Origin of the sequence: Sulfitobacter sp. 1A12779 (genome assembly GCF_043557315.1) — a bacterium.
GTDB classification, from domain to species: domain Bacteria; phylum Pseudomonadota; class Alphaproteobacteria; order Rhodobacterales; family Rhodobacteraceae; genus Sulfitobacter; species Sulfitobacter faviae.
In genome coordinates, this window is sequence record NZ_JBIFFU010000003.1 from 80,411 (window position 1) to 96,399 (window position 15,989).

General features: G+C 63.2%; 16 protein-coding genes. 14 read left to right on the plus strand and 2 right to left on the minus strand.

The annotated features are described in order from the left end of the window. The first annotated feature begins 1 nt into the window (after position 1). From rseP to lpxB, 8 genes are all read left to right on the plus strand, one after another. Positions 2–1,345 (plus strand): RIP metalloprotease RseP, encoded by a 1,344-nt coding sequence (gene rseP, locus ACGYLQ_RS05545; RefSeq protein ID WP_394440985.1) that lies wholly within the window; start codon positions 2–4, stop codon positions 1,343–1,345. Between the two features lie 136 nt (positions 1,346–1,481). Further along, entirely contained in the window at positions 1,482–1,607 is a 126-nt protein-coding gene (locus ACGYLQ_RS05550) for a hypothetical protein (protein ID WP_269451576.1), read from the plus strand. A 194-nt stretch (positions 1,608–1,801) separates the two neighbouring features. After that, positions 1,802–4,135, plus strand: a complete 2,334-nt coding sequence (bamA, locus tag ACGYLQ_RS05555) for an outer membrane protein assembly factor BamA (RefSeq protein ID WP_394440987.1) — start codon at positions 1,802–1,804, stop codon at positions 4,133–4,135. A gap of 4 nt (positions 4,136–4,139) precedes the next feature. Further along, entirely contained in the window at positions 4,140–4,724 is a 585-nt protein-coding gene (locus ACGYLQ_RS05560) for an OmpH family outer membrane protein (protein WP_394440990.1), read from the plus strand. 81 nt (positions 4,725–4,805) lie between these two features. Continuing rightward, complete coding sequence (gene fabZ, locus ACGYLQ_RS05565; RefSeq protein WP_067264885.1) at positions 4,806–5,276, plus strand: 3-hydroxyacyl-ACP dehydratase FabZ; 471 nt, start codon at positions 4,806–4,808, stop codon at positions 5,274–5,276. Further along, complete coding sequence (gene lpxA, locus ACGYLQ_RS05570) at positions 5,273–6,055, plus strand: acyl-ACP--UDP-N-acetylglucosamine O-acyltransferase (protein ID WP_394440992.1); 783 nt, start codon at positions 5,273–5,275, stop codon at positions 6,053–6,055. The genes fabZ and lpxA overlap by 4 nt, the downstream gene beginning before the upstream one ends. Next, the gene (locus ACGYLQ_RS05575; protein ID WP_394440994.1) at positions 6,052–6,852 is read left to right on the plus strand and encodes an LpxI family protein; all 801 of its coding nucleotides are present in this window, start codon (positions 6,052–6,054) and stop codon (positions 6,850–6,852) included. Before lpxA ends, ACGYLQ_RS05575 begins: the two co-directional genes overlap by 4 nt. Beyond that, positions 6,849–8,000 (plus strand): lipid-A-disaccharide synthase, encoded by a 1,152-nt coding sequence (gene lpxB, locus ACGYLQ_RS05580; RefSeq protein ID WP_394440997.1) that lies wholly within the window; start codon positions 6,849–6,851, stop codon positions 7,998–8,000. Before ACGYLQ_RS05575 ends, lpxB begins: the two co-directional genes overlap by 4 nt. 6 nt (positions 8,001–8,006) lie before the next feature. Here lpxB and mnmA read toward each other — a convergent pair whose 3' ends face one another. After that, complete coding sequence (mnmA, locus tag ACGYLQ_RS05585; protein WP_394441000.1) at positions 8,007–9,149, minus strand: tRNA 2-thiouridine(34) synthase MnmA; 1,143 nt, start codon at positions 9,147–9,149, stop codon at positions 8,007–8,009. Positions 9,150–9,269: 120 nt separating this feature from the next. On the opposite strand from mnmA, the gene ACGYLQ_RS05590 reads away from it, so the two are divergent. From ACGYLQ_RS05590 to ACGYLQ_RS05610, 5 genes are all read left to right on the plus strand, one after another. Continuing rightward, positions 9,270–9,548, plus strand: coding sequence for a DUF1153 domain-containing protein (locus ACGYLQ_RS05590; protein ID WP_394441243.1), 279 nt, complete (start codon positions 9,270–9,272; stop codon positions 9,546–9,548). Positions 9,549–9,642: 94 nt separating this feature from the next. Then, on the plus strand, positions 9,643–10,350 hold the full coding sequence (ctrA, locus tag ACGYLQ_RS05595; protein WP_136720308.1) for a response regulator transcription factor CtrA: 708 nt from the start codon (positions 9,643–9,645) through the stop codon (positions 10,348–10,350). Between the two features lie 101 nt (positions 10,351–10,451). Then, positions 10,452–12,572: an NAD-dependent DNA ligase LigA gene (gene ligA / locus ACGYLQ_RS05600; RefSeq protein ID WP_394441003.1), complete on the plus strand. Its 2,121-nt coding sequence runs from the start codon at positions 10,452–10,454 to the stop codon at positions 12,570–12,572. Further along, positions 12,569–14,659: an ATP-dependent DNA helicase RecG gene (gene recG, locus ACGYLQ_RS05605; RefSeq protein WP_394441006.1), complete on the plus strand. Its 2,091-nt coding sequence runs from the start codon at positions 12,569–12,571 to the stop codon at positions 14,657–14,659. Before ligA ends, recG begins: the two co-directional genes overlap by 4 nt. Positions 14,660–14,758: 99 nt before the next feature. Continuing rightward, positions 14,759–14,887: a hypothetical protein gene (locus ACGYLQ_RS05610; protein WP_394441008.1), complete on the plus strand. Its 129-nt coding sequence runs from the start codon at positions 14,759–14,761 to the stop codon at positions 14,885–14,887. A gap of 196 nt (positions 14,888–15,083) precedes the next feature. Here the strand turns inward: ACGYLQ_RS05610 and ACGYLQ_RS05615 are convergent, their stop codons facing one another. After that, complete coding sequence (locus ACGYLQ_RS05615) at positions 15,084–15,545, minus strand: iron-sulfur cluster assembly scaffold protein (protein ID WP_394441011.1); 462 nt, start codon at positions 15,543–15,545, stop codon at positions 15,084–15,086. 75 nt (positions 15,546–15,620) lie between these two features. On the opposite strand from ACGYLQ_RS05615, the gene hisI reads away from it, so the two are divergent. Further along, entirely contained in the window at positions 15,621–15,980 is a 360-nt protein-coding gene (gene hisI, locus ACGYLQ_RS05620; protein ID WP_394441014.1) for a phosphoribosyl-AMP cyclohydrolase, read from the plus strand. Positions 15,981–15,989 lie beyond the last annotated feature (9 nt).

The window sequence follows — 15,989 nt, forward strand, 5'->3', positions numbered from 1 at the left end:
CATGGGATTTTTGCCGGAGTTCGGCGGGCTGATCTGGACGATACTTGCCTTTGTCGTGGCGCTGTCGGTGATCGTGGCGATCCACGAATACGGGCATTACATCGTTGGCCGTTGGACCGGGATCAAGGCGGATGTCTTCAGTCTGGGCTTCGGCCCCGTGCTCTTTTCCCGCGTCGACAGGCGCGGCACGCGCTGGCAGTTCGCGCTGCTGCCCTTTGGCGGCTATGTGAAATTCGCAGGCGACTCCAACGCGGCCTCCGGCAAGGATGAGACTGCGATGGAAGCGCTCGCCGACGACCCCGAGGCGCTGCGCCACACGATGCACGGCGCGCCGCTCTATGCCCGCGCGCTGACCGTGGCGGCGGGGCCGGTGTTCAACTTTGCCCTGTCGATCATCATCTTCTTCGCCGTGGCGATGACGGCGGGCACCGCCCGTGATCCGCTGACGGTGGGCGCGCTGCGCGCGCTGCCGAGTGACGCCTATGAGCTGGCTCCGGGCGATATTCTGCGCGCGGTCGAAGGCACCCCGGTGCCGTCCCTCTCTGCCGGGGAAGGCTATAGCGATTTCCTGACCAACCTGCCGCAGGAAGCGGTACTGAGCTATGACATCACCCGTGATGGCGAAGAGCTAACCGTGCCCGGCCCCTATCTGATGCCGCCGCTGGTCAGCAACGTCGCCCCGCAATCGGCAGCGCAAGAGGCCGGTCTGCGCAGCGGCGATGTGATCACCGCGGTAAATGGGCAAGAGATCGTGGCCTTCGGGGAATTGAAAGAGGTGGTCGAAGCCTCCGAAGGGGCCCCCCAGGAGTTGACCGTCTGGCGCGATGGCGAGAGCTTGCCTTTCACCCTCGTCCCCAAAGCCACGGATGAGCCGCAGCCCGATGGCAGTTTCAAACAGAACCTGCGCATCGGCATCGTTGGCGGCATGGCCTTCGTGCCTGCGACTGATACCCCCGGCGTGGGTGAGGCGCTCGGCACCGGTTTGGACAACACTTGGCGCATCATCACCGGGTCGATCTCGGGTCTGCGTGAGATGATCGTCGGCAATATCAGCACCTGCAACCTCAGCGGCCCGGTGGGCATCGCCCAGACCTCGGGCGCGATGGCCAGCCAAGGGGCGCAGTCCTTCATCTATTTCATCGCGGTGCTGAGCACGGCGGTCGGTCTGCTGAACCTCTTCCCGATCCCGGCCTTGGACGGCGGGCATCTGGTGTTCTACGCCTATGAGGCGGTGACCGGCAAACCGCCCAGCGATGGCGCGCTGCGCTTTTTGATGAGCATCGGTATCGCCTTGGTGCTGACCCTGATGCTCTTTGCGCTCGGCAATGATCTGTTCTGCCCGTAAGCGGCGCAACGACAGCGAAAGACAGCCTGCGCCTTGCCCCCCGTGGCAGGGCGCAATGCCTTCAAATGGCCACAATTGAACAAAATCGTGCCGCAATCTCTGGCTATTGTTCCCCTTCATCGAGAAGGAACCGAAGATGCACGTCTTGCAAGGAACATACCGCGGCCTGAGCCTGCTTTTGGACCTGAACTGGGACCGTGCGTTCTTTGGCGCGGCCATTGCCGCGGCGCTTTCTGCCGGGGCCTTTGTCGCCTCTCTCTGACCGCTGCGAGCTGCCGGATCGGGCAGTTTCACACGATCTTGTCTCATCATGTCATTCTGGCCCAAGATGCCGCATGATATGGTATATTTTTCCCGCCGTTGCTTTTGACAAACCCCGTTAACCTGCGTAGTCAGGTTGACAACAATGTCGTAAAAAAACGGGTCGGTGTAATGGGACTGAGGAACGAGGGCAGAATGCCCGTCGAATGGGCGCAGCGCAGCAATGTCGGCAAGACCCTTCGGGGGGCATCGCTTTGTGTCATGTTGTCCGTCGCGTGGCTCGTGCCCGGCAGCCAAGCGCAGGCGCAGCAATATCAGTTCAACACGGTCGTCATCGACGGCAATGAGCGGATTGGCGATAGCGCCATCCTCCGCCGCGCGGGCATCGGGCGCGGGCAGGCGGTGACGGGCGGTCAGTTGAACGACGCCTATCAGAACCTGCAAAACTCGGGCCTGTTCGAATCCGTCTCGCTTGAGCCGCAGGGCGGCACGCTGGTGATTACGGTGGTCGAACTGCCGACGCTGAACCGCGTCAGCTTTGAAGGCAACCGCCGCATCAAGGATGAGATGCTGGCCGAACTCATCGGCTCGACCGAGCGGCGGGTGTTCAACCCCAGCCAAGCCGAGCAAGACGCCGCTGCCATTGCGGAGGCTTATAGCAACGAAGGCCGCCTCTCGGCCCGCGTGCAGCCGCGCATCATCCGCCGCGATCAGAACCGCGTCGATCTGGTGTTCGAGATTTTCGAAGGCGACAATGTCGAGATCGAGCGTCTGAGCTTTGTCGGCAACCGCGTCTATTCCGACCGTCGCCTGCGCCGCGTGCTTGGCACCAAACAGGCCGGTCTGTTCCGCCGTTTGGTCAAGCGCGACACCTATGTCGAGGGCCGCGTCGAGGCTGACAAACAGTTGCTGCGGGATTTCTACCTGTCGCGCGGCTATGTCGACATGCGCACCGAGGCGGTGAATGCAGAGTTGACCGAAGAGCGTGATGGCGTCTTTGTGGCCTATAACATCACCGAGGGGCAGCAGTTCCGTTTCGGCGAGGTGTCGGTCGAGTCCGAAGTGCCGGGGCTGAACGCCGCCGTGTACCGCGACCTGCTCAAGATCCGCCCCGGCGTGATCTATTCCCCGACCCTGATCGAGAATGACATCGCCCGGATCGAGCGCCAAGCGATCCGCGATGGCGTCGATTTCCTGCGCGTCGAGCCGGTGATTGACCGCAACGACCGCGATCTGTCGCTTAACGTCACTTACAAACTCTCCCGTGGGGAGCGCATCTTTGTTGAGCGGATCGACATCGAAGGCAACACCACCACGCTTGACCGCGTGATCCGGCGCGAGTTCGACAGCGTTGAGGGTGACCCCTTCAACCCGCGCGAAATCCGCCAAGCGGCAGAACGCATCCGCGCGTTGCAGTATTTCGAGACGGCAGAGGTCAACGCCCGCCAAGGCTCCAGCCCCGATCAGGTCGTGATCGACGTGGATGTGGAAGAGAAGCCCACAGGCTCGCTGAACTTCGGCGGCTCCTTCTCGAACAACGACGGTTTCGGTGTGGCGGTCAGCTTCCAAGAGGAAAACTTCCTCGGGCGCGGCCAGCGGTTGAACCTGTCGATCTCCACCGCCGAGGATGCCACCCGCTATGGCGTGACCTTTGTCGAGCCGCGCTTCCTTGGCCGCGACGTGGCGCTTGGCCTCAAGCTGGACTATGCCGAGACCAATTCTTCCTACACCAGCTATGACACCGAACGTCTGGTGTTCCAGCCCAGCCTGACCTTCCCGGTCAGCGAGAATGGCCGTCTGTCGACGCGCTATACCCTCGAAGGGATCGAGATGCTGGAGCGGGAGGACGAAGACAACAGCGCTACAATCGCGAATGAAATCGCAGAGGGCGCGCTTTTCTCCTCCTCCGTCGGCTACACCTATACCTATGATACCCGTCGCAGCGGGCTGGACCCGACGCAGGGCGTTCTGTTCGAGTTCGGACAGGACTTCGCCGGGCTGGGCGGGGACAACGAATATATCAAGACCACGGCCAAGATCGCGGGCGAAAAGCGCATCTTTAACGAGGAAGTCACCCTGCGTGCCACGCTCGAAGGTGGTGCGCTGTCTTGGAACAGCGGCACCAACCGCGCGGTTGACCGCTTCATCCTTGGCCCATCCATCATGCGCGGCTTTGAGCCGGGCGGCATCGGGCCGCGCGACCAGAGCAACGGGGTAGACGACGCGCTTGGCGGCAACCTTTTTGCCGTTGCCCGTTTCGAGGCGGAGTTCCCACTGGGTCTGCCTGAGGAATATGGCATCACCGGCGGCGTCTTCTATGACGTGGGCAACCTGTGGGACCTGAGCGATGTCGACACCAGCGGCGGCACCATCGTCGGCGAAAGCGGTTCGTTCCGCCATGTGATCGGCGTCTCGGTCTTCTGGGACACGCCGCTTGGCCCGCTTCAGTTCAACGTCTCCGACGCGCTGAAGAAAGAGAGCTTTGACAAAGAGCAGAGCTTTGAGGTCACCCTGCGGACCACGTTCTAAGCCCATGCGCCGCGCCTTCATCCCCTTGGTGATGATGCTGGCCGGGGCCGCCCCCGGCCTTGCGCAGCAGGGGCCCTTGGCAGAGCCTCAGACAAGCACGCCCGCCCCGGCGCGGGGCGGCGTGATCAGCCCGGTGCTGACCATCGATTCCGAACGCCTGTTCCGCGACAGTGCCTTTGGCCAGCGCGTCAGCCGCGAGATCGAAGCCCAGAGCGAGGAGCTTGCCGCCGAGAACCGCGAGATCGAAGCGGCGCTTGAGGCGGAAGAACGCGAACTTACCGAAAAACGCTCTCAGCTGAAACCGGCGCAGTTCCGGCTGCTGGCCGATGCTTTTGACGAGAAGGTGCAGCGCACAAGGGCAGAGCAGGCGGCGAAGAACCGGGCGCTGAGCGAGGCGCTGGATCTTGAACGCGAGCGGTTTCTGGCCGCTGCGGCCCCGGTGCTTGAACAGTTGATGCGCAATTCCGACGCGGCGGTCATTTTGGAGCGGCGGCGGGTCTTTGTCTCGTCCTCCGCGATCGAGGTCACGGATGAGGCGATTGCGCTTTTGGACGAGACGATCGGCAGCGGGCTGACGGACGCCGAGTAAGCGCCGCCCCTGCCGGGATGCTTGCCCCCAGCCGCCCGAATTGGTAGCCCTTCAGCAACCTTCTGAGACAAAGGACAGTCCATGACCGAAGAGCTGCTGCGCGCCGATATCCAAATGATCCAGCGCATCTTGCCGCACCGCTATCCCTTTTTGCTGGTCGACAAGGTCGAAGAGATCGCGGGCACCGAGAGTGCTGTTGGCTACAAGAACGTCACCATGAACGAGCCGCATTTTCAGGGCCATTTCCCCGGCACGCCGATCATGCCGGGCGTGACGATTGTGGAGGCAATGGCCCAGACCGCGGGCGTGATGGTGGGCACGGCCCTTGGCATGCAGGACCGCGACATGCTGATCTATTTCATGTCCATCGACAAATGTAAGTTCCGCCGCAAGGTTGGCCCCGGCGATGTGCTGCGGATGGACCTCAAGACCCTGCGCGGCAAGCCCGGGGCGAAGATCTGGAAATTCGGCGGCGTGGCCACCGTTGAGGGCGAAATGGCCGCCGAGGCCGAGTTCATGGCGATGTTGGACCTCCCGCAGGACGCGGCATGAGCAATATCCACCCCAGTGCCGTGATCGAAGAGGGCGCGCAGATCGACCCTTCGGCGCGCGTCGGCCCTTTCTGCGTGGTCGGGCCCGAGGTCGTGTTAAAGGCGGATGTGGAACTGAAATCCCATGTCGTCGTCACTGGCCGGACCGAGGTCGGCGCGGGCACGGTGATCTTCTCTTTCGCGGTGATCGGTGAGATTCCGCAGGATCTGAAGTTCAAGGGCGAAGCCAGCCGTCTGGTCATCGGGGAGCGGAACCGCATCCGCGAACATGTCACCATGAACTGCGGCACCGAAGGGGGCGGCGGGGTGACCCGCGTGGGTGATGACGGGCTCTTCATGGCCGGCTGCCACATCGCTCATGACGCTGTGGTTGGCAATCGCGTGATCGTGGTGAACAACGCCGCCGTCGCCGGGCATTGCGTGCTTGAAGATGACGTGATCATCGGCGGGCTGTCTGGCATTCACCAATGGGTGCGGATCGGGCAGGGTGCGATCATCGGCGCGGTAACCATGGTCACCAATGACGTGATCCCCTACGGCCTTGTGCAAGCGCCGCGCGGTGATCTCGACGGGCTGAACCTCGTCGGGCTGAAACGCGCGGGCGTGGCGCGCAGCGATATCACGGCGCTCAGGGCCGCGTTCCAGATGCTGGCGCAGGGCGAGGGGACATTCTCCGACCGGGCGCGGCGTTTGGGGAACGAGACGCAAAGCGATTACGTCCGCCAGATCGTCGATTTCGTCATGGCCGACACGGGCCGCCATTTCCTGACGCCGAAATGAGCCTTGCGCTGATCGCCGGGCGCGGCGGCCTGCCCGCGCGGGTGGCGGCGGCGCAGGACGTGCCGCCTTTGGTCTGCGCCTATGAGGGCTGCGCGCCCGATGGGCTGAAGGCCGATCTGACCTTCCGGTTGGAGACTTTGGGCAGCCTGCTTGCGCATCTTCTGGGCCTTGGCATCCGCGAGGTTTGCCTCTGCGGTGCGATTGACCGGCCTACGCTCGATCCTGCCAAGCTCGACATGCGCACGGCGCCCTTGGTGCCGCAGTTCAAAGCCGCCCTTGCGGCGGGGGACAATGGCGCGCTTGAGGTGATCAAGACAATTTTCGAAGACCATGGCCTGCGGGTGGTTGGGGCCGATGAGCTCGTCCCAGACCTGCTGGCCGATAGCGGTGTGCTGTCCCGCGAGCTGCCCGACGATCAGATGCGCCGGGATGCGGCGCGCGGCACGGCGGTGCTGGACGGGTTGGCAAGCTTGGACATCGGGCAGGCCTGCGTGATCGGGCGCGAACAGGTCTACGGGGTTGAGGCCATTGGGGGCACGGATCACCTGCTCGCAACCCTGCCAGAAGCGGTGCAGGGCGCGCGCGCGGTGCTCTGCAAAGGCCCGAAAACTGGCCAAATTCGTGAGATCGACCTGCCCACCATCGGCCCCGACACGCTGCGCGCCGCCCATGCGGCGGGGCTGGCGGGCGTGGTGGTCAAAGCCGGTGGTGTGATGCTGCTGGAGCGGGACGCTTGCGTGGCGCTGGCCGATGAATTGGGATTGGTGCTTTGGGTCCGAGAGGGGGACGCGGGATGAAGGTGTTCATTCTGGCGGGCGAGCCTTCGGGCGACCGGTTGGGCGGCGCGCTGATGGCGGGGCTGAAAGAGCTCTGTCCCGAGGTGACATTCGACGGCATCGGCGGGCCGCAGATGACGGCTGAGGGGCTGGAAAGCCGCTTTAACATGGATGAGCTCAGCGTCATGGGGCTGGCCGAAATCCTGCCGAAATACCGCGCACTGATGGCCCGGATCAATGAGACGGCACAGGCGGTGATTGAAACCAAGCCAGATGTGCTCATCACCATCGACAGCCCCGATTTCTCACTGCGCGTGGCGCGTAAGGTGAAAGAGAAATCTGACATCAGAACAGTGCATTACGTGGCCCCAACCGTCTGGGCATGGCGCCCCGGCAGGGCCGAGAAAATGGCCCGTTCCGTCGATCACGTCCTCGCCCTGTTCCCCTTCGAGCCGCCCTATATGGAAGCGGCAGGCATGGCCTGCGATTTCGTCGGCCACCCGGTGGTGGCCGAGCCCGTGGCCGATGACGCCGCCGCCGCGTCGTTCCGCGCCGAACACCGCCTCGCCGATGCGCCCTTGCTGCTTGCCTTGCCCGGTTCGCGCCGGGGGGAGGTCACGCGGCTGGCCCCGGTGTTTCAGCAGGTCGTCGCGCGATTGGTCGAGGCCGAGCCGTCCCTGCGCGTCGTCGTCCCTGCGGCGGCCCCCGTGGCGGCCTTGGTCAAACAGGTCACGCGCAACTGGGCGGGCAGCCCGCTGGTGCTGGACCCGCGCGACCAAAGTGCCGAGGCTTTCACCGCCAGCAAACGCGCCGCCTTCCGCGCGGCGGATGTGGCGCTTGCGGCCTCGGGCACCGTGTCGCTGGAGCTTGCCGCGATGAACACGCCGATGGTCATCGCTTATGACATGAATTGGATCAGCCGCCAGATCATCGGGCGGATGCTGCGGGTGGATACGGTAACGTTGGTCAACCTCGTTTCGGAAACCCGCGTGGTGCCGGAATTCATCGGCGCGAACTGCCGCCCCGGCCCGATTGCCGAAGGGGTTTTGCAAGTGCTGCGCGCGCCCGGCGCCCAGAAGGACGCCATGGCGCTGACGATGGCGCGTTTGGGGCAGGGGGGTGAGGCTCCCGGCCTGCGCGCCGCGCGGGCGGTGCTGGCGCGGCTCTAGGGGCTGTCAGCCGCGGTGGATCCAGCCGCCGCCGAAAATGCGCGTGCTGTCAGTGTCATAGAAAACACAGGCCTGCCCGGGAGAGACGCCTTCCTCAGCGGTGAGTAGCTCGACCTCGGCCTCTGTCTCGGAAATCGGGCGCAGGATCGCATCGCGTGGCGGACGGGTAGAGCGCACGCGCACGGCGATGTTCCATTCCGCCTGCGAGGTTAGGGGCGCATCGCCCAGCCAGTTGATCTCGCGCACCGGGATCTTGCGAGTGGCGAGCATGGATTTCGGACCGACGACCACCTCTTTGCGCTCTGGGTCGAGCTTCACGACATAAAGCGGATCGGCCAAACCACCGATGCCGAGGCCGCGGCGCTGGCCGATGGTGTAATGGATCACGCCCTCGTGGCTGCCGAGCACATTGCCCTCAGTGTCGACGATATTGCCCGGATCAGCGGCCTCGGGGCGCAGTTTGCGGATCACCGCGGCGTAGTCGCCGTTCGGGACAAAGCAGATGTCTTGACTGTCGGGCTTGTCGGCGACCTCAAGCCCGTATTTCGCGGCGAGCTTGCGGGTGTCGTCCTTGCTCGGCAGATGGCCCAGCGGGAAGCGCAGGTAGGACAGCTGCTCTTCGGTGGTGGAGAAGAGGAAATAGCTCTGGTCGCGGTTGCCATCGGCAGCGGCATGCAACTCCGGTCCGTTCTCGCCCATCTTGCGCTGGATATAGTGACCGGTGGCCATGCAGTCGGCCTCCAGATCCTTGGCGGTTTCCAGCAGGTCCTTGAACTTCACCCGCTCGTTGCAGCGGATGCAGGGCACGGGCGTGGCGCCGCCGAGGTAGCTGTCGGCAAACTCGTCAATCACGGCGTCCTTGAAGACGTTCTCATAGTCCAAGACGTAATGCGGGAAGCCCATCTCCTCGGCCACGCGGCGGGCATCCTGAATGTCGACCCCCGCGCAGCAGGCGCCTTTCTTGGCCAGCGCGGCACCGTGGTCGTAAAGCTGTAGGGTGACGCCTACGACGTCATAGCCCTCGTCCTTGAGCATGGCCGCGACGACGGAACTGTCCACGCCGCCCGACATCGCCACGACGACGCGCGTATCGGCAGGCGCTTTGGCAAAGCCAAGCGAATTGAGCGGCGGGGTCTGATCAAGGGCCATGGGTCTCTCCGGAGTTTGTGCGCGAATATAGGAAAATCCTACCTAGTCACAAGGGCGGGCTTCACGCCGCGTTAAGGCAGGTGGGGGTTATTGGACGCCAAAACAATGGCGGATGATGCGATGTACCTGAAAAAAGTCGATGGGCCACGGTCTGTTACCCTCGCTGACGGGAGCGTGATGTCCCGCGCCGATTTGCCAAGCGCCGATACCCACAGATGGGTCGCCTCGCGCAAGGCGGCGGTGGTGCGGGGGGTGGTCTATGGGCTGATCACCCAATCCGAAGCGCTGGAGCGTTACGGTATCAGTGACGAAGAATTTATGGAGTGGTTACATGCGGTTACCGAACATGGGGAGGCGGCGCTGAAAGCCACGGCCTTGAAAAAATATAGACAACTTTAAGTTGTTAACCTATCCTATCGAGTATCGGTAACGGGTAGTTAACCTTTTTTGCTCAGGGTGAGCCCATCGTCCAAGATGAGCCGGAGTAACCGAAATGCGTGTATTGTTAGTTGAAGACGACCCAACGACCTCTCGCAGTATCGAACTGATGCTGACCCATGCGAATCTCAACGTCTACGCCACCGACCTGGGCGAAGAGGGAATCGATCTGGCCAAGCTTTACGATTATGATTTGATCCTGCTCGACCTCGATCTGCCGGATATGAACGGCCATGACGTGCTGCGCCAGTTACGGCTCGCCCGGATCGAGACGCCGATCCTGATCCTCTCGGGCTCCGACGATACGGAAAATAAGCTGCGGGGCTTCGGCTTCGGCGCCGACGATTATTTGACCAAACCCTTTCATCGGGAGGAATTGGTCGCCCGGATCCATGCCATCATTCGGCGGTCCAAGGGGCATTCGCAATCCATCATCAAGACGGGCCAAGTGGCGGTGAACCTTGATGCCAAGACCGTCAGCGTGAATGATACCCCCGTGCATTTGACCGGCAAGGAATATCAGATGCTCGAACTCCTGAGCCTGCGGAAGGGCACGACCCTCACCAAGGAAATGTTTCTCAACCACCTCTATGGCGGCATGGATGAGCCTGAGTTGAAGATCATCGATGTCTTCATTTGCAAACTTCGCAAGAAGCTGAGCCAAGCCACCGGCGGGGAGAGCTATATCGAGACGGTCTGGGGCCGCGGCTATGTCTTGCGCGATCCTGACCCGGTGGAAATGGATTTGGCCGCCAGCGCCTGATCCCGTTCGGTCCGGGCTTGAAATCATTCGCCCTGAAATCGCTAGACCTGCCCCTGATCGCCACCTATCTAAGCGACAGATGACAATATCGGGGGCAGATCGTGACATCCCAGATCGAGGTTGAAGCGCTGACCAAAGCGCAGGCAGAGACGGAATTGGCCCGGCTGGCCGAGGTGTTGCGCGCGGCGAACACCGCCTATCATACGGAAGATGCACCGGAAATCTCCGATGCGGAATATGACGCGTTCAAACGCCGCAATGCCGAGATCGAAGCGCGTTTCCCAAACCTCAAGCGCGCCGATAGCCCCTCCGAACAGGTCGGCGCGCCGGTCGCCGAAGGTTTTGGGAAGATACGCCATGCGGTGCCGATGCTCTCGCTCGCCAATGCTTTCGACGCCGAGGAAGTCACCGAATTCGACGCACGAATCCGCAAATACCTCGGCCTCGGCGCCGATGCGCCGCTGGCCTATACGGCCGAGCCCAAGATCGACGGGCTGTCGCTTTCTCTGCGCTACGAAAACGGCGTGCTGGTCCAAGCCGCCACCCGCGGCGATGGCGCCGTGGGCGAGAATGTCACCGCGAACGCTCGCACGATCAAAGACATCCCGCAAGAGCTCAAGAATGCGCCCGATCTGCTGGAGGTGCGCGGCGAGGTCTATATGAGCCACGCCGATTTCGCGGCCCTGAACGCGCGGCAGGCGGAAAGGGGCGGCAAGACTTTCGCCAACCCGCGCAATGCCGCTGCCGGATCGCTGCGACAATTGGACCCCGAAATCACCCGCGCACGGCCCCTGCGGTTCTTCGCCTATGCTTGGGGCGCGCTTTCGGCGCCCTTTGCTGACACCCAAAAGGGCGCCATCGACCGTTTGGCGGAACTGGGGTTCTCGACCAACCCTTTGACCGCGCTTTGCGAGGGGCCGGGCGATATGGTCGCCCATTATGAGGCGATCGAGGCGCAGCGCGCCACCCTTGGCTATGACATCGACGGCGTGGTCTACAAAGTCGATGACCTCGCGCTGCAGGACCGGCTCGGCTTTCGCTCGACCACGCCGCGTTGGGCCGTGGCCCATAAATTCGCCGCCGAACTGGCATGGACCCGGCTTGAAAGCATCGACATTCAGGTCGGCCGCACCGGCGCATTGTCCCCCGTGGCGCGGTTGCAGCCGGTGACGGTGGGCGGTGTCGTCGTCTCCAACGCCACGCTGCACAATGAGGATTACATCAAAGGGCTCGACAGCAAGGGCGCCGAAATCCGCGGTGGCAAGGATGTGCGCGTCGGGGACTGGGTGCAGATCTACCGCGCGGGCGATGTGATCCCCAAAGTGGCCGATGTGGACCTGTCGAAACGCCCCGAGGATGCGGCGCCTTTCGTCTTTCCGATCACCTGCCCGGAATGCGGATCGGATGCGATCCGCGAGCCGGGCGATGCGGTGCGACGCTGCACGGGCGGGCTGATCTGCCCGGCCCAAGCCGTTGAAAAGCTGATCCATTTCGTCAGCCGCAAAGCCTTTGACATCGACGGTCTGGGGGCCAAACAGGTCGAACAGTTCTACCACGACGGCTGGATTGCAGAGCCTGCGGATATCTTCACCCTGAAAGAGCGTTACGGCAGCGGCGTGCAGCAGTTGAAAAACCGCGAAGGCTGGGGGCCGAAATCGGCCGAAAACCTGTTCCAAGCCATTGAAGATCGTCGTGAAATCCCCATCGCGCGGCTGATCTTTGCCCTCGGCATCCGCCATGTGGGCGAGGCGGCGTCGAACCTGATCGCGCTCCACTACGGCGATTGGCAGAGTTTCGAGGCCGCCATGGCCGAGGCGCGCGGGCTGGACGGCCCGGCGTGGGACGATCTGATCGGCGTCGATGGGGTGGGCAGCGTCATGGCAGGCTCGCTCGTTTCAGCCTTCGCGCAAGAGGCGGAGCGCGCCTCGATTGACCGGTTGGTGGCGCATCTGACCGTGATTCCTGCCGAGCGGCCCGACACCGAAGGCAGCCCCGTGGCGGGCAAGACGGTCGTCTTCACCGGCACCTTGGAGAAGATGAGCCGTGCCGAGGCCAAGGCCCGCGCGGAGCGTTTGGGGGCCAAGGTTTCGGGCTCGGTCAGCGGCAAGACCGACATCCTGGTCGCGGGGCCGGGGGCGGGGTCCAAGGCCAAAAAGGCTGCCGAACTGGGGATCGAGACCTTGGATGAAGACGGCTGGCTGGCCCTGATCGACGGCCAATGAGCGGCAGACCGGAACAGCTTTTCCCGCTTTTCGCCGGGCTGGAAACGCTCGAAGGGGTGGGGCCCAAAACCGCGCAATTGCTGGAGCAATTGGGCATCCAAGCGCCGCGCGACCTGATCTTTACCCTGCCGCATTCCGGCATCGACCGCCGTTTGCGCGACAGCGTGAAGGACGCGCATCTGCCCGCGACATTGACCGTCGCGGTCACCATCGGTGCGCATCGCCAGGCCCGCAACAAGGGCGGCGCCTATCGCATCATGGTTGAGGACGCGCAGACCAGTTTTCAACTGGTCTATTTCCACGCGCGGGGCGATTACTGGCAGCGCCAATTGCCCGAAGGCAGCCGCCGCATCGTCTCGGGCCGGGTGGAGTTTTTCGACGGGATGGCGCAGATGGTCCACCCCGATTTCGCGGTGCCGGAGGATCAGGCCAGCAGCATTCCCGATTTTGAGCCGGTTTATCCGCTGACCTTCGGACTGACACAAAAGCTGATGTACAAGGCCACCCGCGGCGCGTTGAAACGGCTGCCGGTGGTGGCCGAATGGGCCGATCCGGGGCAGGTGGCGCAGGCCGGCTGGCCCGATTTTGCCGCCGCCGCAGAGGCCGCGCATGATCCGCAGAAGGCCGAAGACCTGACCGCCACCGCGCCTGCGCGCGAGCGGTTGGCCTATGATGAGCTTTTCGCCCATCAGGTGACCTTGGCGCTGGCGCGACAGAATGAGCGGCGCAAGATGGGGCGGGCGAACCGGGGCGACGGACGGCTGCAGCAAAGGGTGCTGTCGTCCTTGCCCTATCGCCCCACTGGTGCGCAACAGCGCGCGATCGAAGAGATCACCGCCGACATGGGCCGCGAGACGCGGTTGAACCGCCTGTTACAGGGCGATGTCGGGGCGGGCAAGACGCTGGTGGCTTTCATGGCGCTCTTGCGCGCGGTGGAGGCCGGGGGGCAAGCGGTGCTGATGGCGCCGACGGAAATCCTTGCCCGTCAGCACCTTATGGGGCTTCAACCGCTGGCGGAACAGGCGGGCGTTGTGCTGGAACTGCTCACCGGGCGCGACAAGGGGGGCGAGCGTCGGGCCAAGCTCGCGGCGCTGGAACGCGGCGATATCCAAATCCTCGTCGGCACTCATGCGGTTTTTCAGGCCGATGTCAGCTTTGCCGATCTGCGCCTCGCCGTGGTTGACGAACAGCACCGTTTCGGCGTGCGGCAGCGGCTGGAACTGGGCCGCAAGGGGAAGCTCGCTGATGTGTTGGTGATGACCGCCACGCCGATCCCGCGCAGTCTGGCGCTGGCGCAATACGGCGATATGGATGTCTCGATTCTCGACGAAAAACCTCCCGGGCGGCAGGCCATTCGCACCGCGCTCGTCTCGACCGCACGGATGGATGAGGTCATCGACCGGATGCGCCATGCGATCAGCGAGGGGCGGCAATGCTACTGGGTGTGTCCGCTGGTCGAGGAAAGCGAGGTCAGTGATCTCACGGCGGCGGAGGACCGGTTTAAACGTCTGCGTGCCGCTCTGGGCGAGGGCGTTGTCGGGCTGGTCCACGGCCAGATGCCTCCCGCCGAGAAGGACGCCGCCATGCGCGCCTTCCAAGCGGGGGAGACCAAGGTGCTGGTCGCCACCACGGTGATCGAAGTCGGCGTCGACGTGCCCAATGCAACAATCATGGTGGTGGAACGGGCCGAAATTTTCGGCCTCGCGCAGCTGCACCAGTTGCGGGGTCGCGTCGGGCGGGGCTCAGGCGCGTCGACCTGCCTTTTGATGTATCAAGCGCCGCTGAGCGAGACGGGCCGTCAGCGGCTTGAGGTGCTGCGCGAATCCGAGGACGGGTTTGTCATCGCCGAAACCGACCTGAAGATGCGCGGCACGGGGGATCTGATTGGCACGGCGCAGTCCGGCGTGCCGCGTTTCCGCGTGGCGGATTTGGAGCGTCAGGCGGGCCTGATGGCGGTGGCACAATCGGATGCCCGCAAGCTTCTGGTCGATGACCCCAGTCTCGAAGGGCCGCGCGGCAAGGCCGTGAGGGTGCTTTTGTGGCTCATGCGCCAGGATGAGGCGATCCGTTTGATAACAGTGGGTTAGTAGTCAAAACCTCATTATGTTCGCGAATGTTCTCAAAAAGTTCTTTACTTGTGGGCGAAGAAATGAGAACAAAGAAGCAACACAGATAAGGAGGTATTGATGATGACTTACACTGCGCTGAAATCTATCGCCGTCAGATCACAGGCCACATTGCTGCAAGATGCAGTGGGGGCCGCCGCTTTGATCGTGATGCTGGTGGTGGGTCTGCATCTGCCCGCCTTTATCTGAGTTCTGCCAAGGCTCTCATGCCGCTTTGCCGCTGCATCCGTCCCAATTTTGATGCTCCGACTTGCCTGTCCGCGTCGGGTTTCGGCAAAGTGGGTCCCACATGAGGCACGCCGACTGACGCCGCCATCCTTCGCAGGATGTGCGGCGTTTTTTTTTTAGCTTTTCAGGGGGGAAAGGGGGCTGAGGTTGCCCGCGTTCAGCGCTCGCCCGCTTCGGCAGGTGCCTCGGCCTCTTGCATCGCTTCCGTCAATGCTTCGATGCTGAGCATGATGGAGGCATGGCGGTTTTTATAGGCCGTGGCGGGGGTCAGCACTTCGAAACCGTCGAAAGGGGCATCCGGCACCGGGCCTTCGCCCTTGAGCATGGCGCGCAGTTGATCGCGTGCGGTTGCGATCTGCGCAAGCGATCTGCCGGGGGCGGCATCGCCCACCACGGCGGCGGCGGCTTGCCCCAAGGCGCAGGCTTTCACGTCCTGCTTCATCTCGGCCAGATGCCCATCCTCAACCCGCACATCGACCGTCACGGTGGAGCCGCAGAGCGGCGAGCGGCGTTTCACGCTGGCCTGCGGGGCCTCCATGCGGCCCAAGTGGGGGATCTCAGCCGCGAGCGCGAGAATGCGCGCGGAGTAGAGCTTGATGAGGTCCGTCTCATCCGACATGGGCTGTTCCTTTTCGTGCTGAAACCCTACATAAGCGCCGCAGAGACAGATGCAAATATTTCCACGAGGTGCCCGATGACATTTGATCCTGCTAGCGTTCAGTTCAACGAAGCGGGGTTGATCCCGGCCATCGCGCAGGACGCCGAGACCCATGAGGTGCTCATGCTGGCGTGGATGAATGCTGAGAGCATCGCGCGCAGCCTCGAGACCGGCAAGGTCACCTATTGGAGCCGTTCGCGGCAGGCGTTCTGGGTGAAGGGCGAAACCAGCGGCAATGTGCAAAAGCTGGTCGAGATGCGCGTCGATTGTGACCGGGACTGCCTGTTGGTGATGGTGGATCAGACCGGGCCGGCTTGTCATACCGGGCGGCGGAGCTGCTTTTACACCGGCATTCAGGACGGTGAAGAGGTCGAACTGATGAAGCCAATGGATTAAGAGCGTGCG

Bases quoted from the DNA above. Each gene is read 5' to 3' on its own strand.
- rseP (WP_394440985.1), top strand. From the start codon at position 2: ATGGGATTTTTGCCGGAGTTCGGCGGGCTGATCTGGACGATACTTGCC.
- ACGYLQ_RS05550 (WP_269451576.1), top strand. From the start codon at position 1,482: ATGCACGTCTTGCAAGGAACATACCGCGGCCTGAGCCTGCTTTTGGAC.
- bamA (WP_394440987.1), top strand. From the start codon at position 1,802: ATGCCCGTCGAATGGGCGCAGCGCAGCAATGTCGGCAAGACCCTTCGG.
- ACGYLQ_RS05560 (WP_394440990.1), top strand. From the start codon at position 4,140: ATGCGCCGCGCCTTCATCCCCTTGGTGATGATGCTGGCCGGGGCCGCC.
- fabZ (WP_067264885.1), top strand. From the start codon at position 4,806: ATGACCGAAGAGCTGCTGCGCGCCGATATCCAAATGATCCAGCGCATC.
- lpxA (WP_394440992.1), top strand. From the start codon at position 5,273: ATGAGCAATATCCACCCCAGTGCCGTGATCGAAGAGGGCGCGCAGATC.
- ACGYLQ_RS05575 (WP_394440994.1), top strand. From the start codon at position 6,052: ATGAGCCTTGCGCTGATCGCCGGGCGCGGCGGCCTGCCCGCGCGGGTG.
- lpxB (WP_394440997.1), top strand. From the start codon at position 6,849: ATGAAGGTGTTCATTCTGGCGGGCGAGCCTTCGGGCGACCGGTTGGGC.
- mnmA (WP_394441000.1), bottom strand. From the start codon at position 9,149: ATGGCCCTTGATCAGACCCCGCCGCTCAATTCGCTTGGCTTTGCCAAA.
- ACGYLQ_RS05590 (WP_394441243.1), top strand. From the start codon at position 9,270: ATGTACCTGAAAAAAGTCGATGGGCCACGGTCTGTTACCCTCGCTGAC.
- ctrA (WP_136720308.1), top strand. From the start codon at position 9,643: ATGCGTGTATTGTTAGTTGAAGACGACCCAACGACCTCTCGCAGTATC.
- recG (WP_394441006.1), top strand. From the start codon at position 12,569: ATGAGCGGCAGACCGGAACAGCTTTTCCCGCTTTTCGCCGGGCTGGAA.
- ACGYLQ_RS05610 (WP_394441008.1), top strand. From the start codon at position 14,759: ATGATGACTTACACTGCGCTGAAATCTATCGCCGTCAGATCACAGGCC.
- ACGYLQ_RS05615 (WP_394441011.1), bottom strand. From the start codon at position 15,545: ATGTCGGATGAGACGGACCTCATCAAGCTCTACTCCGCGCGCATTCTC.
- hisI (WP_394441014.1), top strand. From the start codon at position 15,621: ATGACATTTGATCCTGCTAGCGTTCAGTTCAACGAAGCGGGGTTGATC.